Annotated in this window: 15 protein-coding genes; 5 read left to right on the top strand and 10 right to left on the bottom strand. The window is 65.3% G+C overall.

Annotation, left to right across the window (positions count from 1 at the left end):
• Positions 1 to 51: 51 nt before the first annotated feature.
• The 5 genes from JS533_RS00930 to JS533_RS00910 form a co-directional block, all read right to left on the bottom strand.
• On the bottom strand, positions 52 to 2244 hold the full coding sequence (locus JS533_RS00930) for a right-handed parallel beta-helix repeat-containing protein (RefSeq protein WP_241512698.1): 2193 nt from the start codon (positions 2242 to 2244) through the stop codon (positions 52 to 54).
• Positions 2245 to 2455: 211 nt separating this feature from the next.
• A complete protein-coding gene (locus tag JS533_RS00925; protein ID WP_241512697.1) occupies positions 2456 to 3223 on the bottom strand; it encodes a hypothetical protein in 768 nt (255 codons plus the stop codon).
• A gap of 219 nt (positions 3224 to 3442) precedes the next feature.
• The gene (locus tag JS533_RS00920; RefSeq protein ID WP_241512696.1) at positions 3443 to 6610 is read right to left on the bottom strand and encodes a family 78 glycoside hydrolase catalytic domain; all 3168 of its coding nucleotides are present in this window, start codon (positions 6608 to 6610) and stop codon (positions 3443 to 3445) included.
• A 173-nt stretch (positions 6611 to 6783) separates the two neighbouring features.
• Entirely contained in the window at positions 6784 to 9570 is a 2787-nt protein-coding gene (locus JS533_RS00915) for a 3-keto-alpha-glucoside-1,2-lyase-like domain-containing protein (protein WP_241512695.1), read from the bottom strand.
• 81 nt (positions 9571 to 9651) lie between these two features.
• Positions 9652 to 10683, bottom strand: coding sequence for a LacI family DNA-binding transcriptional regulator (locus JS533_RS00910; RefSeq protein WP_241512694.1), 1032 nt, complete (start codon positions 10681 to 10683; stop codon positions 9652 to 9654).
• 240 nt (positions 10684 to 10923) lie between these two features.
• Here JS533_RS00910 and uxaC point away from each other — a divergent pair, with 240 nt between their 5' ends.
• From uxaC to uxuA, 3 genes are all read left to right on the top strand, one after another.
• Entirely contained in the window at positions 10924 to 12342 is a 1419-nt protein-coding gene (gene uxaC / locus JS533_RS00905) for a glucuronate isomerase (protein WP_241512693.1), read from the top strand.
• Between the two features lie 36 nt (positions 12343 to 12378).
• A complete protein-coding gene (locus tag JS533_RS00900) occupies positions 12379 to 14013 on the top strand; it encodes a mannitol dehydrogenase family protein (RefSeq protein ID WP_241512692.1) in 1635 nt (544 codons plus the stop codon).
• Positions 14014 to 14166: 153 nt separating this feature from the next.
• A complete protein-coding gene (gene uxuA / locus JS533_RS00895; RefSeq protein WP_241512691.1) occupies positions 14167 to 15297 on the top strand; it encodes a mannonate dehydratase in 1131 nt (376 codons plus the stop codon).
• Between the two features lie 143 nt (positions 15298 to 15440).
• Here uxuA and JS533_RS00890 read toward each other — a convergent pair whose 3' ends face one another.
• The 4 genes from JS533_RS00890 to JS533_RS00875 all read right to left on the bottom strand — a co-directional run bounded on the left by JS533_RS00890 (position 15441) and on the right by JS533_RS00875 (position 19112).
• On the bottom strand, positions 15441 to 15854 hold the full coding sequence (locus JS533_RS00890) for a hypothetical protein (protein WP_241512690.1): 414 nt from the start codon (positions 15852 to 15854) through the stop codon (positions 15441 to 15443).
• A 152-nt stretch (positions 15855 to 16006) separates the two neighbouring features.
• Positions 16007 to 17557, bottom strand: coding sequence for a glycoside hydrolase family 30 protein (locus JS533_RS00885; protein WP_241512689.1), 1551 nt, complete (start codon positions 17555 to 17557; stop codon positions 16007 to 16009).
• A gap of 173 nt (positions 17558 to 17730) precedes the next feature.
• Entirely contained in the window at positions 17731 to 18576 is an 846-nt protein-coding gene (locus JS533_RS00880) for a hypothetical protein (RefSeq protein ID WP_241512688.1), read from the bottom strand.
• Positions 18549 to 19112 carry a papain-like cysteine protease family protein gene (locus JS533_RS00875; protein WP_241512687.1) on the bottom strand — a complete coding sequence of 188 codons (564 nt, stop codon included), beginning with the start codon at positions 19110 to 19112 and terminating at the stop codon, positions 18549 to 18551. The genes JS533_RS00880 and JS533_RS00875 overlap by 28 nt, the downstream gene beginning before the upstream one ends.
• 517 nt (positions 19113 to 19629) lie before the next feature.
• On the opposite strand from JS533_RS00875, the gene JS533_RS00870 reads away from it, so the two are divergent.
• Entirely contained in the window at positions 19630 to 19992 is a 363-nt protein-coding gene (locus JS533_RS00870; protein WP_241512686.1) for a hypothetical protein, read from the top strand.
• Between the two features lie 132 nt (positions 19993 to 20124).
• Here JS533_RS00870 and JS533_RS00865 read toward each other — a convergent pair whose 3' ends face one another.
• A complete protein-coding gene (locus JS533_RS00865) occupies positions 20125 to 21435 on the bottom strand; it encodes a glycerate kinase (protein ID WP_241512685.1) in 1311 nt (436 codons plus the stop codon).
• Between JS533_RS00865 and JS533_RS00860 the strand changes: the two genes are divergently transcribed.
• Positions 21422 to 22042 carry a hypothetical protein gene (locus tag JS533_RS00860; protein ID WP_241512684.1) on the top strand — a complete coding sequence of 207 codons (621 nt, stop codon included), beginning with the start codon at positions 21422 to 21424 and terminating at the stop codon, positions 22040 to 22042. The two genes, JS533_RS00865 and JS533_RS00860, sit on opposite strands and share 14 nt — an antisense overlap.
• Positions 22043 to 22047: the final 5 nt, after the last annotated feature.

The raw sequence follows: 22047 nt of genomic DNA, 5'->3' as shown, positions 1-22047 counted from the left end.
TATAGCCACGCCCAGGCCCGCCTGAGCGTGGCTATATGGCGATCAACGATCTCAGCGTGCCCAGACCGTCGCCGACTTACCGGGCGCAAGCCCGGCGAGCGGGCCGCGGGAGCTGCTCTCGGCGCGCGGCGTGCCATTGATGTCCGTGTCGAAGACGAACGGCATGCCGTCCGGATGCTCGAAGCGGGCCTCGACGACGCGCGGCTCGCCCAGATCGGCGGTGCACACGATCGCACCCTCGCCGAAGACGGACAGGTCAGCCGCATCGGCAGCGTCGGCCGCATCGACCGGCACCGCGGCGACCGTGAGCGTGACGTGACGATCGTCCGCATCCTGCGCAAGCGCAACCGTCCAGTCGCCGCCGCGCACGATCGCGCCCGGCTCGCCGAGCAGCTCGCGCGCGCCGCCCAGATACGTGTTGTCGCGGGCCAGCACCGGCTGCGGCACGTTGCGGAACACCTCCTCGTCGGCGGCGCCCACCACGCGCGAGGCGAGCGCACGGTAGTCGTCGAGCGTGACCGGACGCTCGCCGTGCTCCCCCGCGCCGAGCATCTTCTCGTGCCGGGCCTGCAGGTTGTACGCGCGCGTGCCGTGACCCTCGGCCATCCAGCCGGACTGTTCGTCAGCGTCGGCCGGCGTGCCGGCGGGCTGGACGAACAGGTTGTTGACGAACCGGTCGTCGCCGCCGTAGACGAACGCGGAACCGGCCGGCTCGGTGGTGTGCGGGAAGTGGTACGGCGTGGAACGGTCGAGCACGCGGCCGAGCCGGATCGTGCCGGCGATGAGGTTGTTCACGTACGCGCCGCCGTCGGAGATCACGTCGAGGCTGATCGGCGAGGCGAGCACGTTGTCGCTGACCGTGTACGGTCCGTGGCTGACTTCGATCATGATGTCGCGCATGTTCTTCCAGAAGACGTTGCGGTCGATGTGCGTGCCCTGAGTCTGCCAGTCGAGCCACATGCCGAGCGTGCAGTCGTGCACGTTGTTGCCGCGGATGACCGTGTCGACGGCCGCATGCAGCTTGATGCCGCCGATCTCGTGGCCCCAGAACTCGTGTTTGGTCGCGATGTTGAAGATCTCGTTGCGTTCGATCGTGCTGAACGCGCAGCCCATGTGGCCGACGACGCCGTTCTGCCCGCAGTCGTGGATGACGTTGCCGCGCACGACGTGTCCGCCGACCACGCCCTTCTTCCACCCGAAGCGCAGCGCCTTGAACACGGCCTCCATCTGGTACTGGTAGCCGGACTTGCGGCGCGTGCGCGTGCAGTCGCTGTCGCCGGTCGAACCCTCCTTGCCGAGGGAGACGGCGGAGCATTTCGCGTCGTGGATGACGTTGCCTTCGATGATCCAGCCGCGCGACCAGTGCGCGCCGATCAGGCCGACCTGGTCGCCGGTCGGCGGGGCCCACGGGGTGGCCGCCTGCGCGAGTTCGAAGCCGCGCACGGTGATGTAGTTGACCTGCGGCTTGGACGGGTAGAAGCAGGTTTCGCGCACGTTGATCTCGACGAGCTGTTCGTTCGGGTCCGCGTCGTGGAAGTTCGCCCAGATCGTCGTGGTGCCGGTGCGCTCGTCGCCCTCGACCTTGGCGTACCAGACGTTCAGCGTGGCGGCCGGATCGTCGAGGATCGGGCCGTTGCGCCACGCGCCGTAGTCGAAGCCGACCGTGCGCGGGGCGGGATGCGCGACTTCGGCGAGGCTGAACGCCTCGTAGAACGACTTGCCGTTGAGGTACACGTCGCCGAGATGGCAGGCGGGACGCTCGAGATATCCGGCTGCGGCGGCCTGCGCGGCCGCGGACAGGCCGTCGTCGCCCTCGCGCAGCGCACGCGCGTGCGAGCTGGCGTCGATCACCCAGTCGCCGTACACCGTGCGGGAGTACGGGTTGAACGAGCCGAACATCGCGTTCGGCAGCACGGCCTTCCACACCGCGCCGTCCGCGGGGATGGGCGCATCGGCGGCGACGGGCGAGCCCTGCTCGTCCACGCGCTCCCACGTCGTCACACGCTCCGAACCCTTGATCACCGGCCGCGGCTCGCCTTCGGCCGCGCGGTACACGATGCGGTTGTCCGCGCTTTCGCCGCCGTACCGCGGATCCACCGACTCGCGGTACACGCCCGCGTGCACGACGATCTCGTCGCCGGCGCGCGCGATCGATGCCGCCTCGTTGATCGTCGCGAACGGACGGGCCTCGCTGCCGTCCGCGGCGGCAATGGCCGCCTGCTGTGAGACATGGTATACGGTCATGCCGTTACGCTCCTTCGCTTCGTCCCGGCGCCGCCCCACTGCTGCGTCCGCGTCGGGACACGGTTTCCACAACGTTCTTCTACAACGTTCCAGTCATTGACAACACTGACATCGCCACTATCAACGACCGGATATAGTTCAATCTACATACAAAGTCGCTCAGACACGCCGTGAGTCGGCGGCGGCAATGGCGGCAGCGGCGACCCGCCCGCTACTCGAACTTGAGGAAGTCGATGAAGTCGCGCACGTGGTCGGTGCCCTTGGTGACGTTGCTCACGCCGATGATCGCGTCGTCGGGCAGACCGCTGATGCCGGTCCACGTCGAGGACTTCGCCAGATCGAGTCCCTGCGCCTTGGCCGTGTCGTCGGTCGGCTCGCCCTTCTTGTCGACGAGCGCGCCGTCGGCGGCCAGCTGCTTGAGCTCGGCCGACTTCTCGATGTTCTTGAGCGGCGTCACATAGCCGCGCTCGACCAGCATGGCGAACGTGTCCTTGCCGGCCACGACCATGTTGATCTGCCCGGCCGTGACCATCGCCATGATCTTGGCGGAATCGTCGGTGTAGCCGTTGCCGTCGGTCAGCAGATACGAGCAGTCGATGTCGACGAGACGGTCGTCGGAGATGTTCTGGTCCTTGACGAACCCGGCCTTCAGCTGGTCGCACTGATCGGTGGCGTCGGCCATGTTGAAGCCGGCGACCGCGATCTGCGGGTCGGGAGCCTTGAACAGCATCGTGCACGCCATCGCGATGATCAGGGCGGAGGCGCCGACCGCGATCGCCGTGTTCAGCAGGAAGTTCTGCACGAAGAACGGCCACTTCTGGTCCGCTGGCAACTCGCGGAACGTCTTCCACTTGGACTGCTTGGCGTACACGTTCGAGCTGGCGAGCGTGGCGATCGCGTCCTTCTGCTCGTCGGTGAACGCATACTCCTTGGTGCCGAAGCGCTTGTCGTCGTTGCCGCCGCCGTCCGTCAATGCCATGTATCCAAACCTCCCCGTCTGCACGCGACCGGGCCGCGTCGCTTCCGCAGCGACCGCACCATGCCCATGCGCAATGCCCACGAGTATACCCAGACAGCTGGGTATTGCCTTGGAGCCGTCTCCCGACAGCCTCCCGCAAACCGGACGTTCCGACCGGTTCCGCCCAATAACCGCGCCGGCGGCTACGCGCGACTCGTCCGTCCGGCCGTTCCCGCCCGCTCAGCCGACGGCGATGATCTGGTGCAGGCCCGGTTTGAGCGCGCGCAGGCGCACGGATCCGGCCGGCACCAGAACACCGGCCACGTCGGTCGGCTCGGTGACCAGTTCGCAGTTGGCGAGCGATCCGTCGAGCATGATGACCGGGGACGCGCCCGCGTTGACGGCGGGCAGCACGACGTCGGCCTGCGTGCGCGCGGGCACGGTCAGATCGATGGTGATGCCGTCGCGCTCGCCGTCGGTGGGACTGTAGTCCACGGCGATGTCGCCGGCCGGGGTCGGTAGGGTCAGCGTGGCCATGCGCATGGCGCCGAGCTGCGGGACGACCGCGAACCGGCGGTATCCCGGCTCGATCGGGCGCACGCCCATCAGCCCCTCGGCGATCAGGAACGTCGGGGAGGCGGCCCACGGGTGCGAGTACGTGGTGTTCGGCTTGTTCGCCAGCGCCCACGCCTCCATCGTGCCGCCCGCGCCCTGCGCGATCATGTACAGCCACGAGTGCGTGGTGCGCCGGTCGGCATACAGCTTCGCGGCGTCGGCGCCGAGTCCGGCGCGGTACAGGCCCATCAGGTACGGCACGGCCGTGTACACGCTGCATGCCATGCCCTTGGCCCGCAAGGTCTCGCCGATGCGCGGCACGCGGTCGGCGGGCACATGCGCGAACGCCAGCGCGAACGCGGACGCGTGCAGCGAGGCGTGGTCGATCGGCGTGAACGTGCGTTCGCCGGCTTCGAACGGCTGCGGCGGGAGCGGACGGTCGTCGGAACCGTCGTCGTCCGTGGCGACCGCCGGCAGGCTGTCCATCGTCGTATCGTCCGGTTCGGCGGCGTCGTTCGCGGCGTCGTCCGCCGCATCCACGGCGTCGTCCGCCGCATCCACGGCGTCGACGTTCGCATTGTCGGCGTTGCCGGCATCGTTCGCAGCGTCCGCATCGTTCGCAGTATCGTTCGTACGGCGACGCGAGCCGACGACGGCGAATTCGACCGTCGCGGTCTCGTCCTGCGTCGTCGTGACGGTCAGTCCGTCGAGATATGCGCCGCGGACGGCGTCGTACAGATGCCCGTTGATCGCCTCGCGCATGCGGCGAGCGATGTCCGCGTAGCGTTGCGCGTCGTCGTCACGGCCGAGCGCGCCGGCGAGCGCGGCCATGTCGTCGTACGCTTCGGCGGCGAGCGCGTTGATGACGGTGTTGACCTGGCCGAAGACGAAGCCGTCGCGTTCGGACGGCGGCCAGTCGACGAGGTCGCCGTCGGTGTGGCTGGATTCGCCGGGGTTCTTGACGATGAATCCCGTTTCGTTGTCGAGGTAGCGGTCGGGCAGGAGCCCCTGCAGATGCTCGTACTGTTCGGCGGCCTGCGCGAGCGAGCCGGTGCGCATCCACGCCTCGTGCACGGCGAGGATGAGGTAGAGCGGCCATTCGGTGGGCCAGGTGCGGTTGGCGATCAGGTAGTCGACGGTGTAGCGGCCGAGCGACGGGGCGCTGTCGAGCGCGAGGTGCGCGTGCTGTTGGATCCATGCGTCGGCTTCGTAGGGCGCACGTTCGCGGGTCCACGAATCGGCGTAGATGTTGCCGTTGAACGCTGCGATCGTATGCGCGCTCAGCTGCCAGACCGCGTCGAGCTGCGGGTCGGACGACGTGAATCTGCCAACGTATCCGCCGTCCGCGACGGTGCGTCCGTCGAGCGCGGGGTAGGCGAGCGCGGCGGCGGAGACCGCGAGCGGGCGCGTGAGCAGGTCGGCGACGGCGGCCGCGGCTTCGTCGATGCCGGCGGGCGAGGGCACGTCCCACGAGGCGGGCGTGGCCGGCGGCTGCGCGACCGCGATCTCGACGTAGCGGAAGACGCGCAGACCCCAGGTTTCCAGCGGTCTGCCGCCCGGCACGATGTGCCAGTGCTCCTCGTACACGTTGCCGGTGGACATCCGGTAGCGCACGGAGCCGTCCTCGTCGAGCGTCTCGCCGTAGCGCACGGTCACGTCGACCGGTTCCTTCGGGTCGAGGTCGAGTCTGATGCCGCCCATGTAACCGGCGCCGAAGTCGGCGACGACGCCGCGTTCGCCGGGCCGGTCGGGACTGGTTCGGTCGACGACGCGCAGCGATTGCGGCGGCAGGTACGTGAGGCCCAGTTTGTCGGTCGGCGCCGGTTCGATGTGGTCGAAGTCGGGTTTGACGACGGCGTCCGTCCAGCCGGAGTCGTCGAAGCCGGGTTCGGCGAAGCCGAACGGGAACGCGTCGCCGTGGATGTTTTCGGCCGGCGCCTCGAAGTATTGGGTGCCGATGGATGCGCTGTCGGGCCATACGGACGCGGGGTCGGGCATGGCCTTCCATCCGGCGTCGGTGACGTAGCGTTCGGTGGAGCCGTCCTCGAAGCATACGTCGAGCTGGGCCGCGAAGCGGCGATCCTCCATCGTGTAGGCGATCACGCCGATCGCGTTCGTCTCGCCCGGCCGCAGCAGTCCGGTGACGTCGTAGCCGTCGGTGCGCGCCTCGTCGCCGATCGGGAAGGTCGGGCCGCAGCCGACGAACGGGCCGTTGAGCCACATGCGGTAGACGAACTGGCGTGCGGGTCGCGTGGACGAGGCGGTGGCGGTGAGCGTCGCCCAGCGGATCGGCTTGTCGGGCAGGCGGAACGTGCCGCGTAGTACGGCCCAGCCGGCCGAGTTGCCGGGGGTGGACGACTCGTCGGACTGTGCCGGATCGTCGTCGCGGACGGCAGCGTCGCCGTCGTTCGCAGCGGAGCCAGCGTGTGCGGCACCCGCATCGTCGGCGGCATCGTCAGCAGCGGCGCGGGGCTCCGGTCCCCACACGCTGGCGGCCTGCCATGCGTCCCCGGCGGGTGCGGTGCCGAACGTCGTCGGCTCGCACCAGTCGCCTTCCGTACCGTCGGCGTACCGCCACTGCAGCGCGACCCAGTACCGGCGCGACGGCGCCATGTCGACGCCGTCCAGCGTCGCGCCGTCCCACAGATCGCCGTCGGTCCAGCCGCCGTCCCACACGGTCGCATTGCCTGCGGCCGCGTCCTCTCGTGTGGCGGCCACGGCGATGCGGTACGCGACCGGATCCCCGCCGGCCGCGGCTCCCGTGACCTGCCCGGCGTCATCGCGCCATCGCAGCACGGGTGCGTTTCCCGGCTTCAGGTCGACCGGGGCATGGCGATCGTCAACGAGCAGCATTACCGACTCCTTCTCTGCCACAGGCTGGTTCGCGTTCAGCATAACGATACAGATGTGTATGTTGCCTGCCGTTTTCCACATGTTGCACCATCGTGCGGCGTCTTGCGCAGATGGCGGCCGGCCCGTTGCGATCGCAAGCCGCACGGGCCGGGCAGGCCGACCGGCCAAACGGCTCAGGCGAGCACGCCGATGGCGTCGAGCGCGAACGGCGCGGACGTGGCGGTGCGGAATTCGACCTCGTGACGGCCGGGTTCAAGGCCTTCGAGGCGGAATTCGCAGCGCAGCGAGCCGTTGGTCGGGTTGACCGGCGCGACCGGCAGGGCCAGATGCCCGTCGACGTACACGTCGAGCACGGCGCGGCCGTCGCTCGGTCCGAACAGGTGCAGCCCGGTGCCCTCGAAGGCGATCGAGAAGCCGGATTCGGCGGTTTCGGTGCGTGAGATCGTGCGCATGTAGGTGAACATGCCCTGGCCGTTGTCGTGCGTCCAGTTGCCGGCGAACGTGAGGATCGGCGAGCCGTCGTCCCACGAGGTCATGTGCATGTCGTCGATGAGCTGCGTGTAGTACGGCGAGGCGGGGGTGCCGCCGGGCGCGGCGAGGCGTTCGACGCGCAGGTTCGAGAAGCGCACGTGGTCGAAGCTGGTACCGAGGTTCACGCGGCCGGCGGACTGCAGGTTCGCGTCGGACCATGTGGTGATCTTCGCGCCGTTGATGAATACGGTTGCCGTGGTGCCATCGACTTCAAGCGTGAGGGTGTTCCACTCGCCCGAGCCCGGCGCGAACGGTCGCACACCGGCTTCGGCGGCGCGCTTCCTGAGGTCCTCGAGATGGCCCCGGCGCACCTCGTTGCCGAAGTTGCGCAGCAGCCATACGCCGTCGGCGCGGATCTTGAAGTCGACGCCGCAGATGTCGGTGGTGAACTTGTTGCCGCCCATTTCGCGAGCGCCGACGAGCGCGTACGGCGCGCGGCCGGCGTACGGTTCGAAGCGCACGTCGACGGACACGCGGTAGTTGGTCCAGCGCATGTCGCCGATGGCGGTGCGCGGGTCGCCCTCGATCCATGCGTTGCCGGCGTGCGTCCAGTCGATCTGCTGGCGCAGCGCGTGGCCGCGGGCGTCGTCCGGCACGACCTCGAACGCGCCGTTGGTGTCGGTGGTGTAGCGCGGGGTCGCGCCGCTCTCGCCGCCGCGGCTCGTCAGATAGTCCTCCTTGACGAGCTCGTCGAACTTGTAGACGTCGACCTGCGGTTCGTCGGCGTAGTTGAAATCGTCCGCATACAGGACACCGTTCGCAGGATCGGCGCCGTGGCCGGCGGCCGAGCCGAGTACCGGGCGGCTGTTCTCCGGCGTGCGCGGGATCGTGTACGCGTATTCCGGCTTGGGTTCGAGCCTGCCGGTCGCCGGGTCGACGACGGCCGAGTCGAGCGTGGTCGCGGTGACCATGGTCCACGGTTCGACGGCGATCTCGACCGTGCCGTTCTCATCGGCGGGCGCGATCGCGACGGGCTTGCGCCAGTTCTCGTCGTACGGCTGGCCGGGGTCGGCCGCGGCTGTGCGCCAGATGGTGAGCGGTTTGCCGGATGCCGGCAAGGCCGGGTCGACGGCGATGCGGTAGGTCTTGACGTAGGAGCTGTCGTTGACGATGACGGTGCTGAAGTCGCTGCCGTCCGGCGCGACGAGGGTCAGGTAGGACGGCTCGCCGTGGCGGGCGCCGGAGACGGGGTTGTTGCCGCCGACCTCGCATCCGCTGGCTTGCGGGATGGCGCGCCATATGGGTCGAGTGGAAACGGGTGTTTCACGTGAAACCCCGTTCTTCGCCGGCTCCCAGCCGAGGTTCGCGAAGCGGGTGAAATGTTCGAGGGCGGCGCAGCCGGCGTCGTAGTACATCCAGCCACTCCACGGGTCGCGGGCGGAGATGAGCTCCTTGGACGCGTATTCCATATGCTCGTAGCACGAGCCGATGGCCGGCTGATAGATCGCGGCCGTGCGGCGCGACTCGACGAAGCCCTTGATCAGCGTGTTCGCCATCTCGAGCGGACCGCCGATGCCGCCGATCCGCGTGCCGGTACGCTCCCCCAGCCCGTTGTCCATCGTGTTGTTGGGCCGGTCGGCGGAGTTCGAGAACACGGCCTGTGCCTCGGAGTTCCAGATCTCCTTATCCACCTCGTCGGCGAGCCGCTTGAAGTTGCCGTGCGGGTCGTCCTCGACGGAATAGTGGTAGGCGGCCACGTCCATCGCCTTGAGATATCGCGGGTTTGCGAGCACGTCGCCGGCGAACGTGCCGGTCGTCTCCTCGTCGGAGGTGATCACCTTGATCGCGCGGAACAGGTCGCGCTCGAGGTCGGAGCGGAATCCGGCGTTCGGATCGTCCGGGCCGTTGCCGAGGAATCCATCGGTGTCGTGATGCACACGGTCGGCGAATTCGGCGATCCAGTCGAGGTCGGCCGTGCGCTCGTTGACGTCCGGGTTCACGGAGTCGACCATCACGCCGTACTCGCGGTAGGCGGCCAGGATCGTGTTCTTGTACCAGCGGTACACGTCGTCGTTGTCGCGCACCCACGTCGGCGCATGCCAGCGCAGGATGCTCACGTGCACGCCCGGTTGGTAGCGGCGGGCGTCGGCGGCGAGCTGGAAGCCGGGTTCGCGGCGCACGGCCGGGTATTCGTCGCGGTCTCGCATCGTGGCGACGTTCGGGCCGGTCGAATTGTTGCGGTCGTTGCCCATTTCGATCTTGACCGTGTTCATCAGCGGCCTCTCGCCGGCGAACAGCGTGCGCACGAGCGTCCAGTACGCGTCCGGATGCTCGGCCTTGTAGTCCATGAGCAGCGCGGACGTCGCGTTGCCGGACAGCACGCCGAAGCCCTTGTACGTCAGGCCGTTGCGGTTGCGCGCGGCGGCTGCCACGTCGGCGGCGCCGAGCGCGACGTCGACCGTCTGGTCGGCGAGGATGGAGTCAGTCATGAGAACGTTCCTTTCATTGCATACGTGAGTGCATACGTAAGATTCGAGTCCGCTTCGCGGCCCATTCTCCGCAGCCGCAGGTCACGCCCCGACCGCCTCGGCCGGCGGCACGACGCTTTCTCGCGAGATGAACACGGAGTCGATGAAGATCGGCTTGTAGTCGCCGGCGGCCGGCACGCGGCGCAGTCCGTCGATGAGCTCGCCGACGGCGCGCGCGGCCACCTTGGTGCCGTTGAGCCGCACGGTGGACAGTTTGGGCGCGATCAGCGAGCTGGTGGGGATGTCGTCGATGCCGACGATCGAGATGCGTTCGGGCACGCGCACGCCGCGCGCGGTGAGCGCCGCGGTCAGGCCGATCGCGATGAGGTCGTTGTATGCGACGACCGCCGTGCACGAGGACGACAGCACGTCCTGCACGGCGCGGAAGCCGCCTGCATACGTGGGCGATTCGGACGGGATGCGACGTACGGTGAAGCCCTGCGTGCGACTCATGGTCAACAGCGTCTGCCAACGTACGCCGTTCTGCCACGACTGTTCCGGCCCGGACACGTACGCGATGCGCCGGTGGCCGAGGTCGAGCAGTCGGCCGACCGCGCTGCCCAGGCCGCCGCGCACGTCGGAGATGACGCAGCGCACGCCGCGGATCGGACGGTTGATCGTGATCACCGGCACGGTCTCAGCAAGCTTGCGGATGGCCGCATCGGAGCGACGCGACGAGCCGAGCACGATGCCGTCGACGTGATCGCGCACGAATTCGACGGCGCGGCGTTCGACCACGTCGGATTCCTCGGAGTCGATGACGAGCAGGCTGTAGCCGCGTTTGAGCGCCTCGTGCTGCGCGCTTTTGACGTAGTTCGCGAAGATGGGGTTGCCGAGATCGGAGACGACGAACGCGATCTGGCCGGTCATGCGCAGGCCATCGGAGACGACCGGCACGGCGGTGGAACGGTAGCCGAGACGGTCGGCGGCCTCGCGGATGCGCTGCGCGGTCTGCGCGTTGACGCGCCCCGGGCGCGCGAAGGCGCGCGACACGGTGGACGGCGAGACGCCGGCCGCCTTGGCCACGTCGGTGATGGTGACCCGAGTCGCCTGCCCGGCGGGCTCTCCACTCACATTCACTCCATTCTGCACATCTTCGTTCATTTTTGATCACTTTCGACCATTACACGGCATTGTATACCAACCACTCATACGCCACACGGCACGATTCAAAACCTTACCCACCTTTCCCCTCCCCCGCCACCCCATCGCTCCGTTTCAACCGCAGCGCCGCCGCGTCCCACCGGCGCCGGCGACCACTGCAAAGCGTGGCAAAAGCGAAAAACGGCGGAATCAAGCCCGCATACTGGAGGCATGACTCAATCAAAGCCGCTCGATTCATACGACGACCGCCTGCTACCGGCCGATCCGACCACCCGTTCCATCGCGCACGACCTGTACGACCTCGTCCGCAACGCGCCGATCATCTCCCCCCACGGCCACGTGCCGGTCGAGTGGTTCGCCGAAAACCGCCACTTCGCCAACCCGACCGAACTGTTCATCACGCCCGACCACTACGTCACGCGCCTCCTGCACGCGCAGGGCGTGCCGCTGAGCGCCCTCGGCGTCAACCAGAAGCACTTCACCGACGAGCAGGCGCGCGAGGCGTTCCTGCTGCTCGGCCACTACTGGCCGGCCTACGCGGGCACCCCGATGCGCTACTGGTTCGAGGACTCGCTGCGCAACGTGTTCGGCATCACCGAGGCGTTCGGCGAGGAAAGCGCCGGCCGCATCTACGATCAGCTCAACGAGATGCTCGCCACCGACGAATACGGCACGCGCAGCCTCGTCAAGCGCTTCAACATCGGCTTCATCTCCACCACCGACGACCCGGCCGACGATCTGGCCGTCAACGACCAGGTGCGCGCCGATCAGGACTTCCCGGCCCGTCTCGCCCCGGCCTTCCGCCCCGACCGCTACCTCGAGCCGGCCCGCGAGGACTGGCCCGATCTGGTACGCAAGCTGGGCGACGCGGCCGGCGTGGACGCCACGAGCTACGCGGGCTACGTGGAGGCCATGCGCCGCCGCCGCGTGTTCTTCAAGGAGCACGGCGCGGTCCTCTCCGACCACTCCCACATGGACGTTCGCTCCGACCGCCTGTCCGACTACGAGGCGAACCGCCTGTTCAAGCAGGGCATGGACCGCACGATCAGCGCGGCCGACGCCACGCGCCTGCGTCGCCACCTGTTCTCCGACCAGGTCCGCCTCGCGCAGGAGGACGGTCTCGTGCTCACCGTGCACCCGGCCGTGCACCGCAGCTATGATCCGCAGGGACTCGCCGACTACGGCATGGACATCGGCGCGGACATCCCGGCCAAGTGCGACTTCGCCGTCGATCTCAAGCCGATCCTGAACGAATACGGCAACAATCCGGACTTCCACTTCGTCGCGTTCACGATGGACGACACGACGTTCACGCGCGAACTCGCGCCGCTCGCCGGCTACTATCCGGCGATGTACGTGGGCGCGCCGTGGTGGTTCCTCGACCAGCCGGTGCAGATCACGCGCTATCTCGGCGACGTCGTGCCGATCTGCGGATTCACGAAACTGTCCGGATTCATCGACGACACGCGCGCGCTGTGCTCGATCCCGGCGCGTCACGACATGAACCGCCGACTCACGTCGTCGTACGTGGCCGGACTCGTCGCCACGCACCAGATCGACTTCGAGACCGGCGCGCAGATCGTCAAGGACTCCGTCGACGCGCAGCCGAAGCGCGTGTTCAAGCTGTAGGCGGCAACGCCCACCAAACCAAGAAGGGAACCAATCATGACCGTTCATCTGACAGACGACTTCGCCGCGAACTACGCGGCGTGGCGCGACGCCGGCATCGCCGTGCCGGGCTTCGATCCGAAGGCCGTGCGCGACTACACCGAGCAGCACCCGTACTGGATCCACTTCGGCGCCGGCAACCTGTTCCGCGCCGTGCACGCGCCGATCGCGCAGGACCTGATCGAAAACGGCGAGACCAAGGCCGGCATCCTCGTGGCCGAGACCTTCGACGCGGACATCATCGATCTCGCGTACAAGCCGTACGACAACCGCTGCCTGCAGGTCGTGCTCAACGCCGACGGCTCCGTCGACTCGCGTCTGATCGCCTCCGTGGCCGACGCGTTCGGCATCCGCGCGCACGACGGCGAGTGGGACCGTCTCGCCAAGGTCTTCCGCGACCCGCAGCTGCAGTTCGCGACCGTCACCATCACCGAAAAGGGCTACGCACTCACCCGCGCCGACGGCGAGCTGCTGCCGTGGATCAAGCCGGAGGCCGACGGCGGCCCGGACAAGGCCGTCTCCGCGATGGGCGCGATCACCGCGCTGCTGTTCGAACGCTTCAAGGCCGGTGCCGCGCCGATCGCCATGGTCAGCACCGACAACTTCTCGCAGAACGGCGACCGCTTCGCCGCCGCCATCCGCCAGATGGCCGGCTGGTGGCACGCCAACGGCTTCGTCGGCTCCGACTTCCTCGACTACGTGAAGAACCCGGCCAAGGTCAGCTTCCCGCTGTCGATGATCGACCGCATCACGCCGAACCCGGCCGAAGCCGTCTCCGAACTGCTTGCAGGCCAGGGCTTCGGCGACACCGAGATCATCCACACGCCCAAGCGCACCAACGTCGCGCCGTTCGCCAACACCGAGAAGACCTGGTACCTCGTCATCGAGGACGCGTTCCCGAACGGCCGCCCGGACCTGACCAAGGCCGGCGTGTACCTCGCCGACCGCGACACGGTCAACGAGGCCGACGAGATGAAGGTCACCACCTGCCTCAACCCGCTGCACACCGCGCTCGCCACGTTCGGCATGCTGCTCGGTTACCCGTCGATGAGCAAGACCATCGCCGACCCGACGCTGCACAAGCTCGTCGAACGCCTCGGCTACGCGGAGGGCCTGCCGGTCGTGACCGACCCGGGCATCTTCTCCCCGAAGGAGTTCCTGCGCCAGGTCATCGAGGAGCGCGTGCCGAACCCGAACATCCCGGATACGCCGGCCCGCATCTCCACCGACACGTCGCAGAAGATCCCGATCCGCTACGGCGTGACGATCTCCAAGTACCTCAAGTCGGACACGCTCGACGCCGGCTCGCTCGTCGCGATCCCGCTGACGATCGCCGGCTGGCTGCGGCTGCTGCTCGGCGCGGACGGCAAGGGCACGCGCGACGACGGCAGCGAGGTCACGCTCAGCTCCGATCCACGACTGGCCGACCTGCAGGCCGCGCTGGCCGGACTGACCGTCGGCGGCGATCTTGCGGACGCGGACGCCAAGCTGCGTCCGATCCTCGCCGATGCGGCGATCTTCGGCACCGACCTGAACGCGACGCCGCTGGCCGACAAGATCATCGGCTACTTCCGCGAGTTCGCGGCCGGCACCGGCACCGTCGACGCGACCATCGCCAAGGCGCTCAAGTAGCGGCCGTCGGACAATCGTGCGGCCGCGCGCGAAACAGGCACGCGCACGGCCGCCATCATCATCCTTATCGCATCATCGCAGCCGCGCAACGAACAACGCAACGCACCGCGCGGCAACGCACGACATCACACACAACACAAGGAGACAATCACCATGCATATGGGATTCCGCTGGTACGGCGAGGGCAACGACACCATCTCGCTCGACGACATCCGCCAGATCCCCGGCGTCGAAACGATCGTCTGGTCGCTGCACCACAAGCAGGCCGGCGAACTGTGGGAGCCGGAGGAGATCGAGGCCGAGATGAAGAAGATCACCGGCCTTTCCGAAGACGACCGCAAGCGCGGCGTCACCAAGACGTTCAACGCGGACGTCGTCGAATCGGTGAACGTGCACGAGTCGATCAAGACCGGCAAGACGCTGCTCGGCATGAGCCGCGACGAGGCGCTCGACAACTACATCAAGACCATCGAGAACCTCGGCAAGGCCGGCGTCAAGGTCGTCACGTACAACTTCATGCCGGTGTTCGACTGGCTGCGCACCGACATGTTCCACCCGTCGCCGGACGGCTCCACCGCGCTCTACTACGACGCGCACAAGGTCGCGCAGCTCGACGACCCGCAGAAGCTCATCGACGAGACGCTCGACGGCGCCAACGGCCTGACCATGCCGGGCTGGGAGCCGGAGCGGCTCGCGCACCTCGGCGAGTTCATCGAGGCGTACAAGGGCATCGACCACGACAAGTACTACGAAAACTACAAGGTGTTCCTCGACGCGGTGATCCCCACCTGCGAGAAGTACGACGTCAAGCTCGCCGTGCACCCGGACGACCCGTCGTTCGACCTGTTCGGCTGGCCGCGCGTGGTCTCCTCCAAGGAAGGCATCCAGCGCGTGCTCAACCTCAACAAGTCCCCGTACAACGGCCTGTGCCTGTGCCTCGGCTCGTTCTCCTCGCGCCGCGGCAACGACCCGGTCGACGCGGTCAAGACGTTCATGGACCGCATCCACTTCTCGCACGTGCGCAACATCAAGTTCCTCGACGAGGCGGGCTCGTTCTCCGAGGTCGGCCACCGCGCCTGCGAGGGCGACGTGGACACCGTCGGCATCATGAAGGCGTACGCCGAGGCCGATTACCAGGGCTACATCCGCCCGGACCACGGCCGTCACCTGTGGAGCGAGAACACCGAGGCCGGACGCCCGCGCCCGGGCTACGGCCTGTACGACCGCGCGCTGGGAATCCAGTACCTGCTGGGCGTGTGGGACGCGTTCAAGTACAACAAGTGATTGCAATAAGTCTGTGTAGCTAACGAACAATGGCCCTCTTCCTTGCGAAGAGGGCCATTGTTCGTTCAGTTCACACTGTAATGCGCTAATGCGTCCGCCTGGTCTCGGTATCGCGCTGCGCGCGATGCGCGATACCGCACCGATCAGAACGGCGCGTTGTCGTGGATGATGATGCCGCAGCGGTGCTTGAGGAAGTTGCGCCCGGATTCACGGTCGATGTCGTGGCCGGACTGGAACGCGCGCACCACGACGAGCATCTGCGCGGTGTGGTCGAGCTCGCGGAACGCCTTGTGCGCGTCCCAGCCGTCGATCGTCACGGCCATCGTCGGCTCGTACGTGTAGCCGTATCCGGCGGCGTTGATGTAACCGGAGAAGCACTTGTTCCACGCGTGATGCGCGTCCAGCAGCGCGCAGTACGCGTCCGCCGCGGCCTGCGACTCGGCCGAGGCGTGGATGCCGGCGGCCACGTCCGCGATCTCGGCCTTGGTCTGCGCGTCCTGCTCGATGTGCAGATCCTCGAACGCGAGGCTTTCCTCTTTGGTAAGTGCGATGCCCATCAGTGGTCTCCCCTGATTCGTCATGACACGGCACCCGTCGAAAACCGACGGGTGCCGGGAATATCCGTTGTTCACTGTAGTCCGCGGCCATGTCCGCGCGAGGTCGGCGGATGCGGCCGTCTCAACAGTCGGTCAGACGGCCGCCGACCGTCTCAGAACAGCGTCTCGTCGTGGTCATCGGCCGGGTGCGGCGTGTACGTGATCTTGAACTCGTCGTCGGCCGGGGCCTGGCTTTCGTTCACCGGATGGTTCGCCTTGTGCAGCGTGACCGTGCCGTACGCCGGAACGGTCACCTTCTGCCAACGCGCGCCCTCGCCGCCGACGGTCACCGCGGCCTCGATGTCCTCGCCGGTCGGGTTGTACAGGATCGCCGCGAGATCGCCGGTCATGTCGTTGACGAACGCGACCGAGCCGAGCCCGCCGTGACGGCCGTCCGGCGTGCGGTTGGTGGAGGCGACGCGCTGCGAGCCGACCGTGACGTCCTGCCCGTAGTTGCGCAGCATGAAGTATTCGAGGTTGCGCTTGACCTTGCCGGTGGACGAGTCGATGGTGATGACGCCGCGACGGCCGGACGTGCCGGCCCAGCTCGGGAAGCCCTGCTCGTCGAGCGCCATGTTCCACAGGTTGATCAGGCCGATGCCGTTGCGCACGAGCCAAGTGCCGATTTCGCCGAACATGACGTGGCTGGCCTCGTCGACGGTTTCGTCGAGCATGCAGCGACGTTCGGTCATCGCGGCCTTCCACTGCGGGAACTGGCGGGTGCCGTTGTGGATCCACTCGGGCAGGCCGGAGTAGGTGTGGAACGCGGCGCCGGCAAACGCGTTGGCCTGCGCGGGGGTCATGTACTCGCTCACCGGGCGCTGGTAGAAGCGGAGGCTGTCGTCGCCGAAGTAGATCTCGACGTCGGGGAAGGTGCGGTCGAGCGCCGGGCGCAGGTATTCGCTGCCCCACTTGGCGAGCTCCTCGGGCGTCCACACGGTGATCGGCCACGGGCAGCCGTTGCTCGGCTCGTTCTGCATGGTCACGGACGTGATGCGGATGCCGTACTTCGCGTACGCGGCGATGAACTTGACGAAGTACTGCGCGTACACGTAGTCGATGGTGTCCTGGTAGCGGTAGCCGTTGCCGACGAACTCGCCGAGGCGCAGACGGCCGGCGCCGTCGAGTCGGTTGCTGGTCTTCATCCACGCCGGAGCGGACCACGGGGAGGCCATGACCTTGACGGCCGGGTTGATCGCGACGATCTCCTGCAGTACGGGGATGACGTTCTTGAGATCCTTGGTGGCGTCGGGCGCGCCCGGCTCGCCTTCGCCGATGGAGAAGTAGTTGAGGCCGGCGTCGGCGACCACGCCTTCCGGCAGGTCGTCGTAGGAGTAGTACTGCTGGCTGGAGAAGTCGCACGCGCCGATGGAGATACGCACGGACGAGAAGCCACCCTGCTCGGGATCGAACATTTCGGTGAGGATCGCGTGACGCTGCTCGGCGGTCATCGACTGCATGAACAGGGATGCGGACGAGTCGGTGATGGCCGCGCCCGCGCCTTCCCAATACTGGTAGCGGCGGGTCGGGTCGATGATCACCGTCGCGGCCGTTCCGTGATCACTTTCGATCACAGGGGTGGCGATCGGGGTGCGGCGGTTGGTCAGGTCGCCGCTGGTGCGCGTCCAGTACTCATGGGCGTAGTCATTCAGGAATCCAGTCATTCCAGTCACTTCCTCGTGTTGTAGCGTGAGTCTTGCACATCGTTCGCCGCACGGCGGTACGCACGGCACTACGATCACAATTATACACATTCAATCAACAACTCGCCCGCCGCACCCACACTTTCTATCACTTTCGATCACCCTCACATGATGGGCATATCGTTCAGACCGGATCATCCGACACCGGTTACATCGTGCCGCTTTTTCCACAGCAGGACGACAGCAGGAACAACGCCTATCGCCAGACAGGTCAACACCACTGCAAGCGCCGATTCGGAACTGACACCTGACTGCCGCTCCATAATGTTGATTGTCGTGACATCGGCTGCCGGCCCACCACCGCCGGCGGCAAGGGGATCAGCCTTCGCATCCGCCGAGGCTTTCATTATGATCCGATCCAAAGTATCAAAGAACTCCTGTTCACTGACCGACGCACTGATATAAGCGGTGGACGATTCTCCGAGCGGAGTGACCTTGCCGTCTTTGAACATGAAATAGCCAAGTGGAGACATCTCCAACTCCGCAAAATTACCACCCTGACGATACGTCGTTTCAAGATACTCTGCCACCGGTTTGTACGCGGCCGTCATATATGGTTCGATCTCGTTCGTTTCCGAATTACGGATGACACTGGTAAAACCGGCAGGTTTTCCGTTAATATATACGGCCGCAATCCATCGATCCCCGACCAAATGATTGTTGCCTCCATTATCATCCGATATTATGGTGAAGTAAGGTTGCATATACCGCAAATCCGTTTCCGGGGCATCGTTGTATGTCCTCACAGCATTCCCATCCTGCCCGCCGATAAATTGAGTGGCATCTACGGCTTCATCGTGAAAAACCCGCACCACATCCACCGGAATCGACTCGTTGGGCGAATCGGCATAGGACGCCACCGCTACAGCCAAACCAATAAAAGATCCAATAAGCAAGGAACAGGCACCCAGTAGTGTGATGAAATATCCTTTGCTGCATCGTTGCATAATAATCAGAGATCCTTCAACGTCATAGCCCATGTGTAACGATCATGCGATTTAAATGAATTGTAAGGCAAACTAGTTTGAGTTCCATATCTTGGTTCGTTGTATATCACTTTATTATCATTAGTATGACCTACGATAACCACGATATGATGCAACCCTGTCGGATGATTCCACAAAGCCGCCATGGGATGAAACCAGAGAATTTGCGTCTTCACATCCGCCATACTGAGCGAACTGTAAATAACATTTCCCGTATTCTGAACTCCGGCCATGCTAAGCGCACCTTGTATCTCATAGAGAGAGCCGGTAACGTCTTCACATATGGAAGTCCCTTTCCCCCACTTGACAAATTGACAAGTCGACTCACGGTTTCCAATAGAGTATGCACTAATCATCCGCGCAGAGGCCGCCCAGCACCAATTCGAGCGATTTTCCTGACTATATACCGGCACACTTAACGTCGAATTACTGACCTTGGCCTCCGCTGGTTTGATAACACAACAGACAACAAACAAACACAATAACAATGCGGCCGCTACCGAAAGCGTCTCTTTCCGTATCACATTCATTATAAGTTCCTTGACTTGAATATGCATTAAGGCGGTAAACACAAAAACATCTGCTCACTGCGCGCGTAAATTATTTCAAACAAATTGCGAACAATAACAGCACAGAAACAACCATGTTTCCGGAGTCACAACTAACAGCGTGAAAAGTATATCACTTATCAAATTGATAATCAACCCTTTGCACGAGACAAATCCAACTTTACTTAAGTTAATTCGAGCCCGCCGCGGCACTTCCATCACTTTCGATCACATTCATATAACGGCCGCATCTCTGGGTCTGTGTCGTTTGCCGCAAGTCATCCACAGCGAGTTAGCCACAACACACCGAGGAACCGACTATTCGACCACACGGGTCTAAATTCGCCCGATCACATCGCCAACCCCAGTACCCTTGTCCGCACGCAACTCCACCACATCAGGCAAAGGGGGCCATATGGACACCGCAGTCGAACCCTCAATGTATGACAATCGTCATACATCAGTGTATACTGTGATTCCTGAAGGAATGGAGCCAGGCATGAAGCAGTACATCGCAGAAGACGGCGCTCCGATCACCGACGACATGGTGGAACGATGGACGCAGGAGGCCGAGGACGGTTTCCCCAACTCAACGCTCACCAGGGAAACGGACCCATTTCCACCCAGCCGCGCCGAGATGAAGGCCCATACCATCCGGGTTCCGGAAGAATTGTGGCAGCTTGTCGAAGCGGCCGCGCGGGCGAAAAAGATAACCCCCAGCGAATACACACGGCAAGCACTGGGAAGCAGCCTCGCACAATCGGGACTTACCCGAGAAGAGAAGATCCTTCTGTACGCGCAATCGAATGGCCTGAGTCGGGAAGCCGCCATCAACGAACTGCTGGATAAGGCCTTGGCGTAAAACTCCTATGCCGTTGTACGCGGTGAAACCTCGCCGCATTGGAATCATCGACGCTCTCCGCATCCGCCTGCAGCGCCCAGATGCGATCCCGCTGCATTGCAACGGCCGTCTGCAGTACAACGGGATGATGCGCTACGGGCGCAGGGCGATGAGACGGGCCACGTTTTCGGCGGTGTTGGCGAGATTGGCGGGGCCGGCGGCGAGCGCACGGGCGAGCGGCATGGCGGCCGGGGTGATGCCGAAGACCGCGTCGATGCCGAGCTCGTGCAACGGGTCGAGCGCACGCCCGTCCTCGCCGTAGTCGACGCGGCCGGCGAGCGCGACGACGCGGATGCGCGGATTGCCGCGGCGTGCGGCCTGCGCGACACCGACCGGGGTTTTGCCGTACTGCGTCTGCCGGTCGATGCCACCTTCGCCGGTGATGCACCAGTCGGCGTCGGCCGCGCGTTCGGCGAGACGCACGGTGTGCGCGACGATGTCGACTCCGGATCGCATCGTCGCGTTCGTGAAGGCGAGCAGGCCGGCTCCGAGTCCGCCTGCAGCTCCCGCGCCGGGCGTGTGTACGATATCGCGGCCGAGCTGTGCGGCGATGATACGCGCGTAGTGTGCGAGGTTCGCGTCGAGCCGCGCGACCATGTCCGGGGTCGCGCCTTTCTGCGGGCCGAATACGGCGGATGCGCCGGTCGGCCCGGTCAACGGGTTGGTGACGTCGGACGCGATGATGATATCGGTGGCGGCGAGACGCAGGTCGAGTCCGGTCACGTCGATGGATGCGAGTCGGTCGAGCGCACCGCCGCCGCGTGGAATGGGCTGGCCATGCACGTCCAGGAGACGGGCACCGAGCGCTTCGGCCATGCCCGCTCCGCCGTCGTTGGTGGCCGAACCGCCCACGCCCAGGATGATGCGCCTTGCGCCGGCGTCGAGCGCGTCGCGGATGAGCTGGCCGGTGCCGTAGGTGGTGGTGACAAGCGGGTTCTTCGTCGCGTCGTCCACAAACTGGATGCCGCTTGCAGCGGCCATTTCGATGACTGCCGTTCGCGTGGCGGCGGCGTCAACGTTGCCGTCATCGTAAACATCGCAGTCATCGCCGATACCGGTACGATCATCGGATACATCGGCAGCATCCATACCATCGGTATTATCGGCGACATCAGTATCGGCAGTGCCGGCATCGATAGTCTCGGCATCGCCGCCGCTCTTGCCGAGCAGTCCGTACGCGGCGCGGGTCGGCCGGCCAAGCGGGTCGAGCACGTCGGCGTATCGCAGTTCGCCGCCGGTCGCGTCGACCAGCGACTGCACGGTGCCCTCTCCCCCGTCGGCCATCGGTATCAGGTCGTAGTCCGCATCGGGCAGCACGCGGGCGAATCCCGCGCGGATCGCCTCGGCCGCCTCGCGCGCGATCATGCAGTTCTTGAACGAATCCGGTGCGATGACGATCTTCATGACGAGCCTCCCATGCCGCATGCCGTGGGCTTTCCGCAATTTCGGCAACATGCGGAACGGTTATCCACGGAACAGTTATCCACATTATCCGCCGCACAGAACCCCTGTTGTGGATAACCTCCGACCATTCGACCACACACCCGTGTTTGCATTGCACGGCAATCAGAACGTCCGCTATTCTCGCCGCATCGACAGCATCGACAGGCCCATCGACGAAGGAGCGAAAGATGAGACAATCCAACTCTATGCGCGTCCACATCATCGGTCGAATGACAACCAAGGTTGCGACATGAGCTATGCTGATGAGCAACCGATCATTCTGAGCAGTGCGCGTAAACCGCATATCGTGAACGGCATTCCCGTTCCACCCGTACCGGATGAGGTGATACTGCACGCATACGCGCACGGCGAGGATGTCGGCGTGAACGCGCACCGTGATCCGCCCACCTATATGGTGGTCGGTCCTGACCCACAAGGCAACCGACTCTATGAGATCGGATACTTTGAGGCCCCCTACGGAGCCGATGCCGGCAGAATCATGATCTGTCACGCCATGCCGGCGAGGCGAAGTTATCAGAACCGGTACTGGAATGCGATATGGAGGTAGACCGC

Origin of the sequence: Bifidobacterium amazonense (assembly GCF_018555435.2) — a bacterium.
Lineage (GTDB): Bacteria > Actinomycetota > Actinomycetes > Actinomycetales > Bifidobacteriaceae > Bifidobacterium > Bifidobacterium amazonense.
The sequence above is the reverse complement of the archived record's forward strand: the minus strand, read 5'-3'. Positions and strand labels throughout refer to the sequence as shown.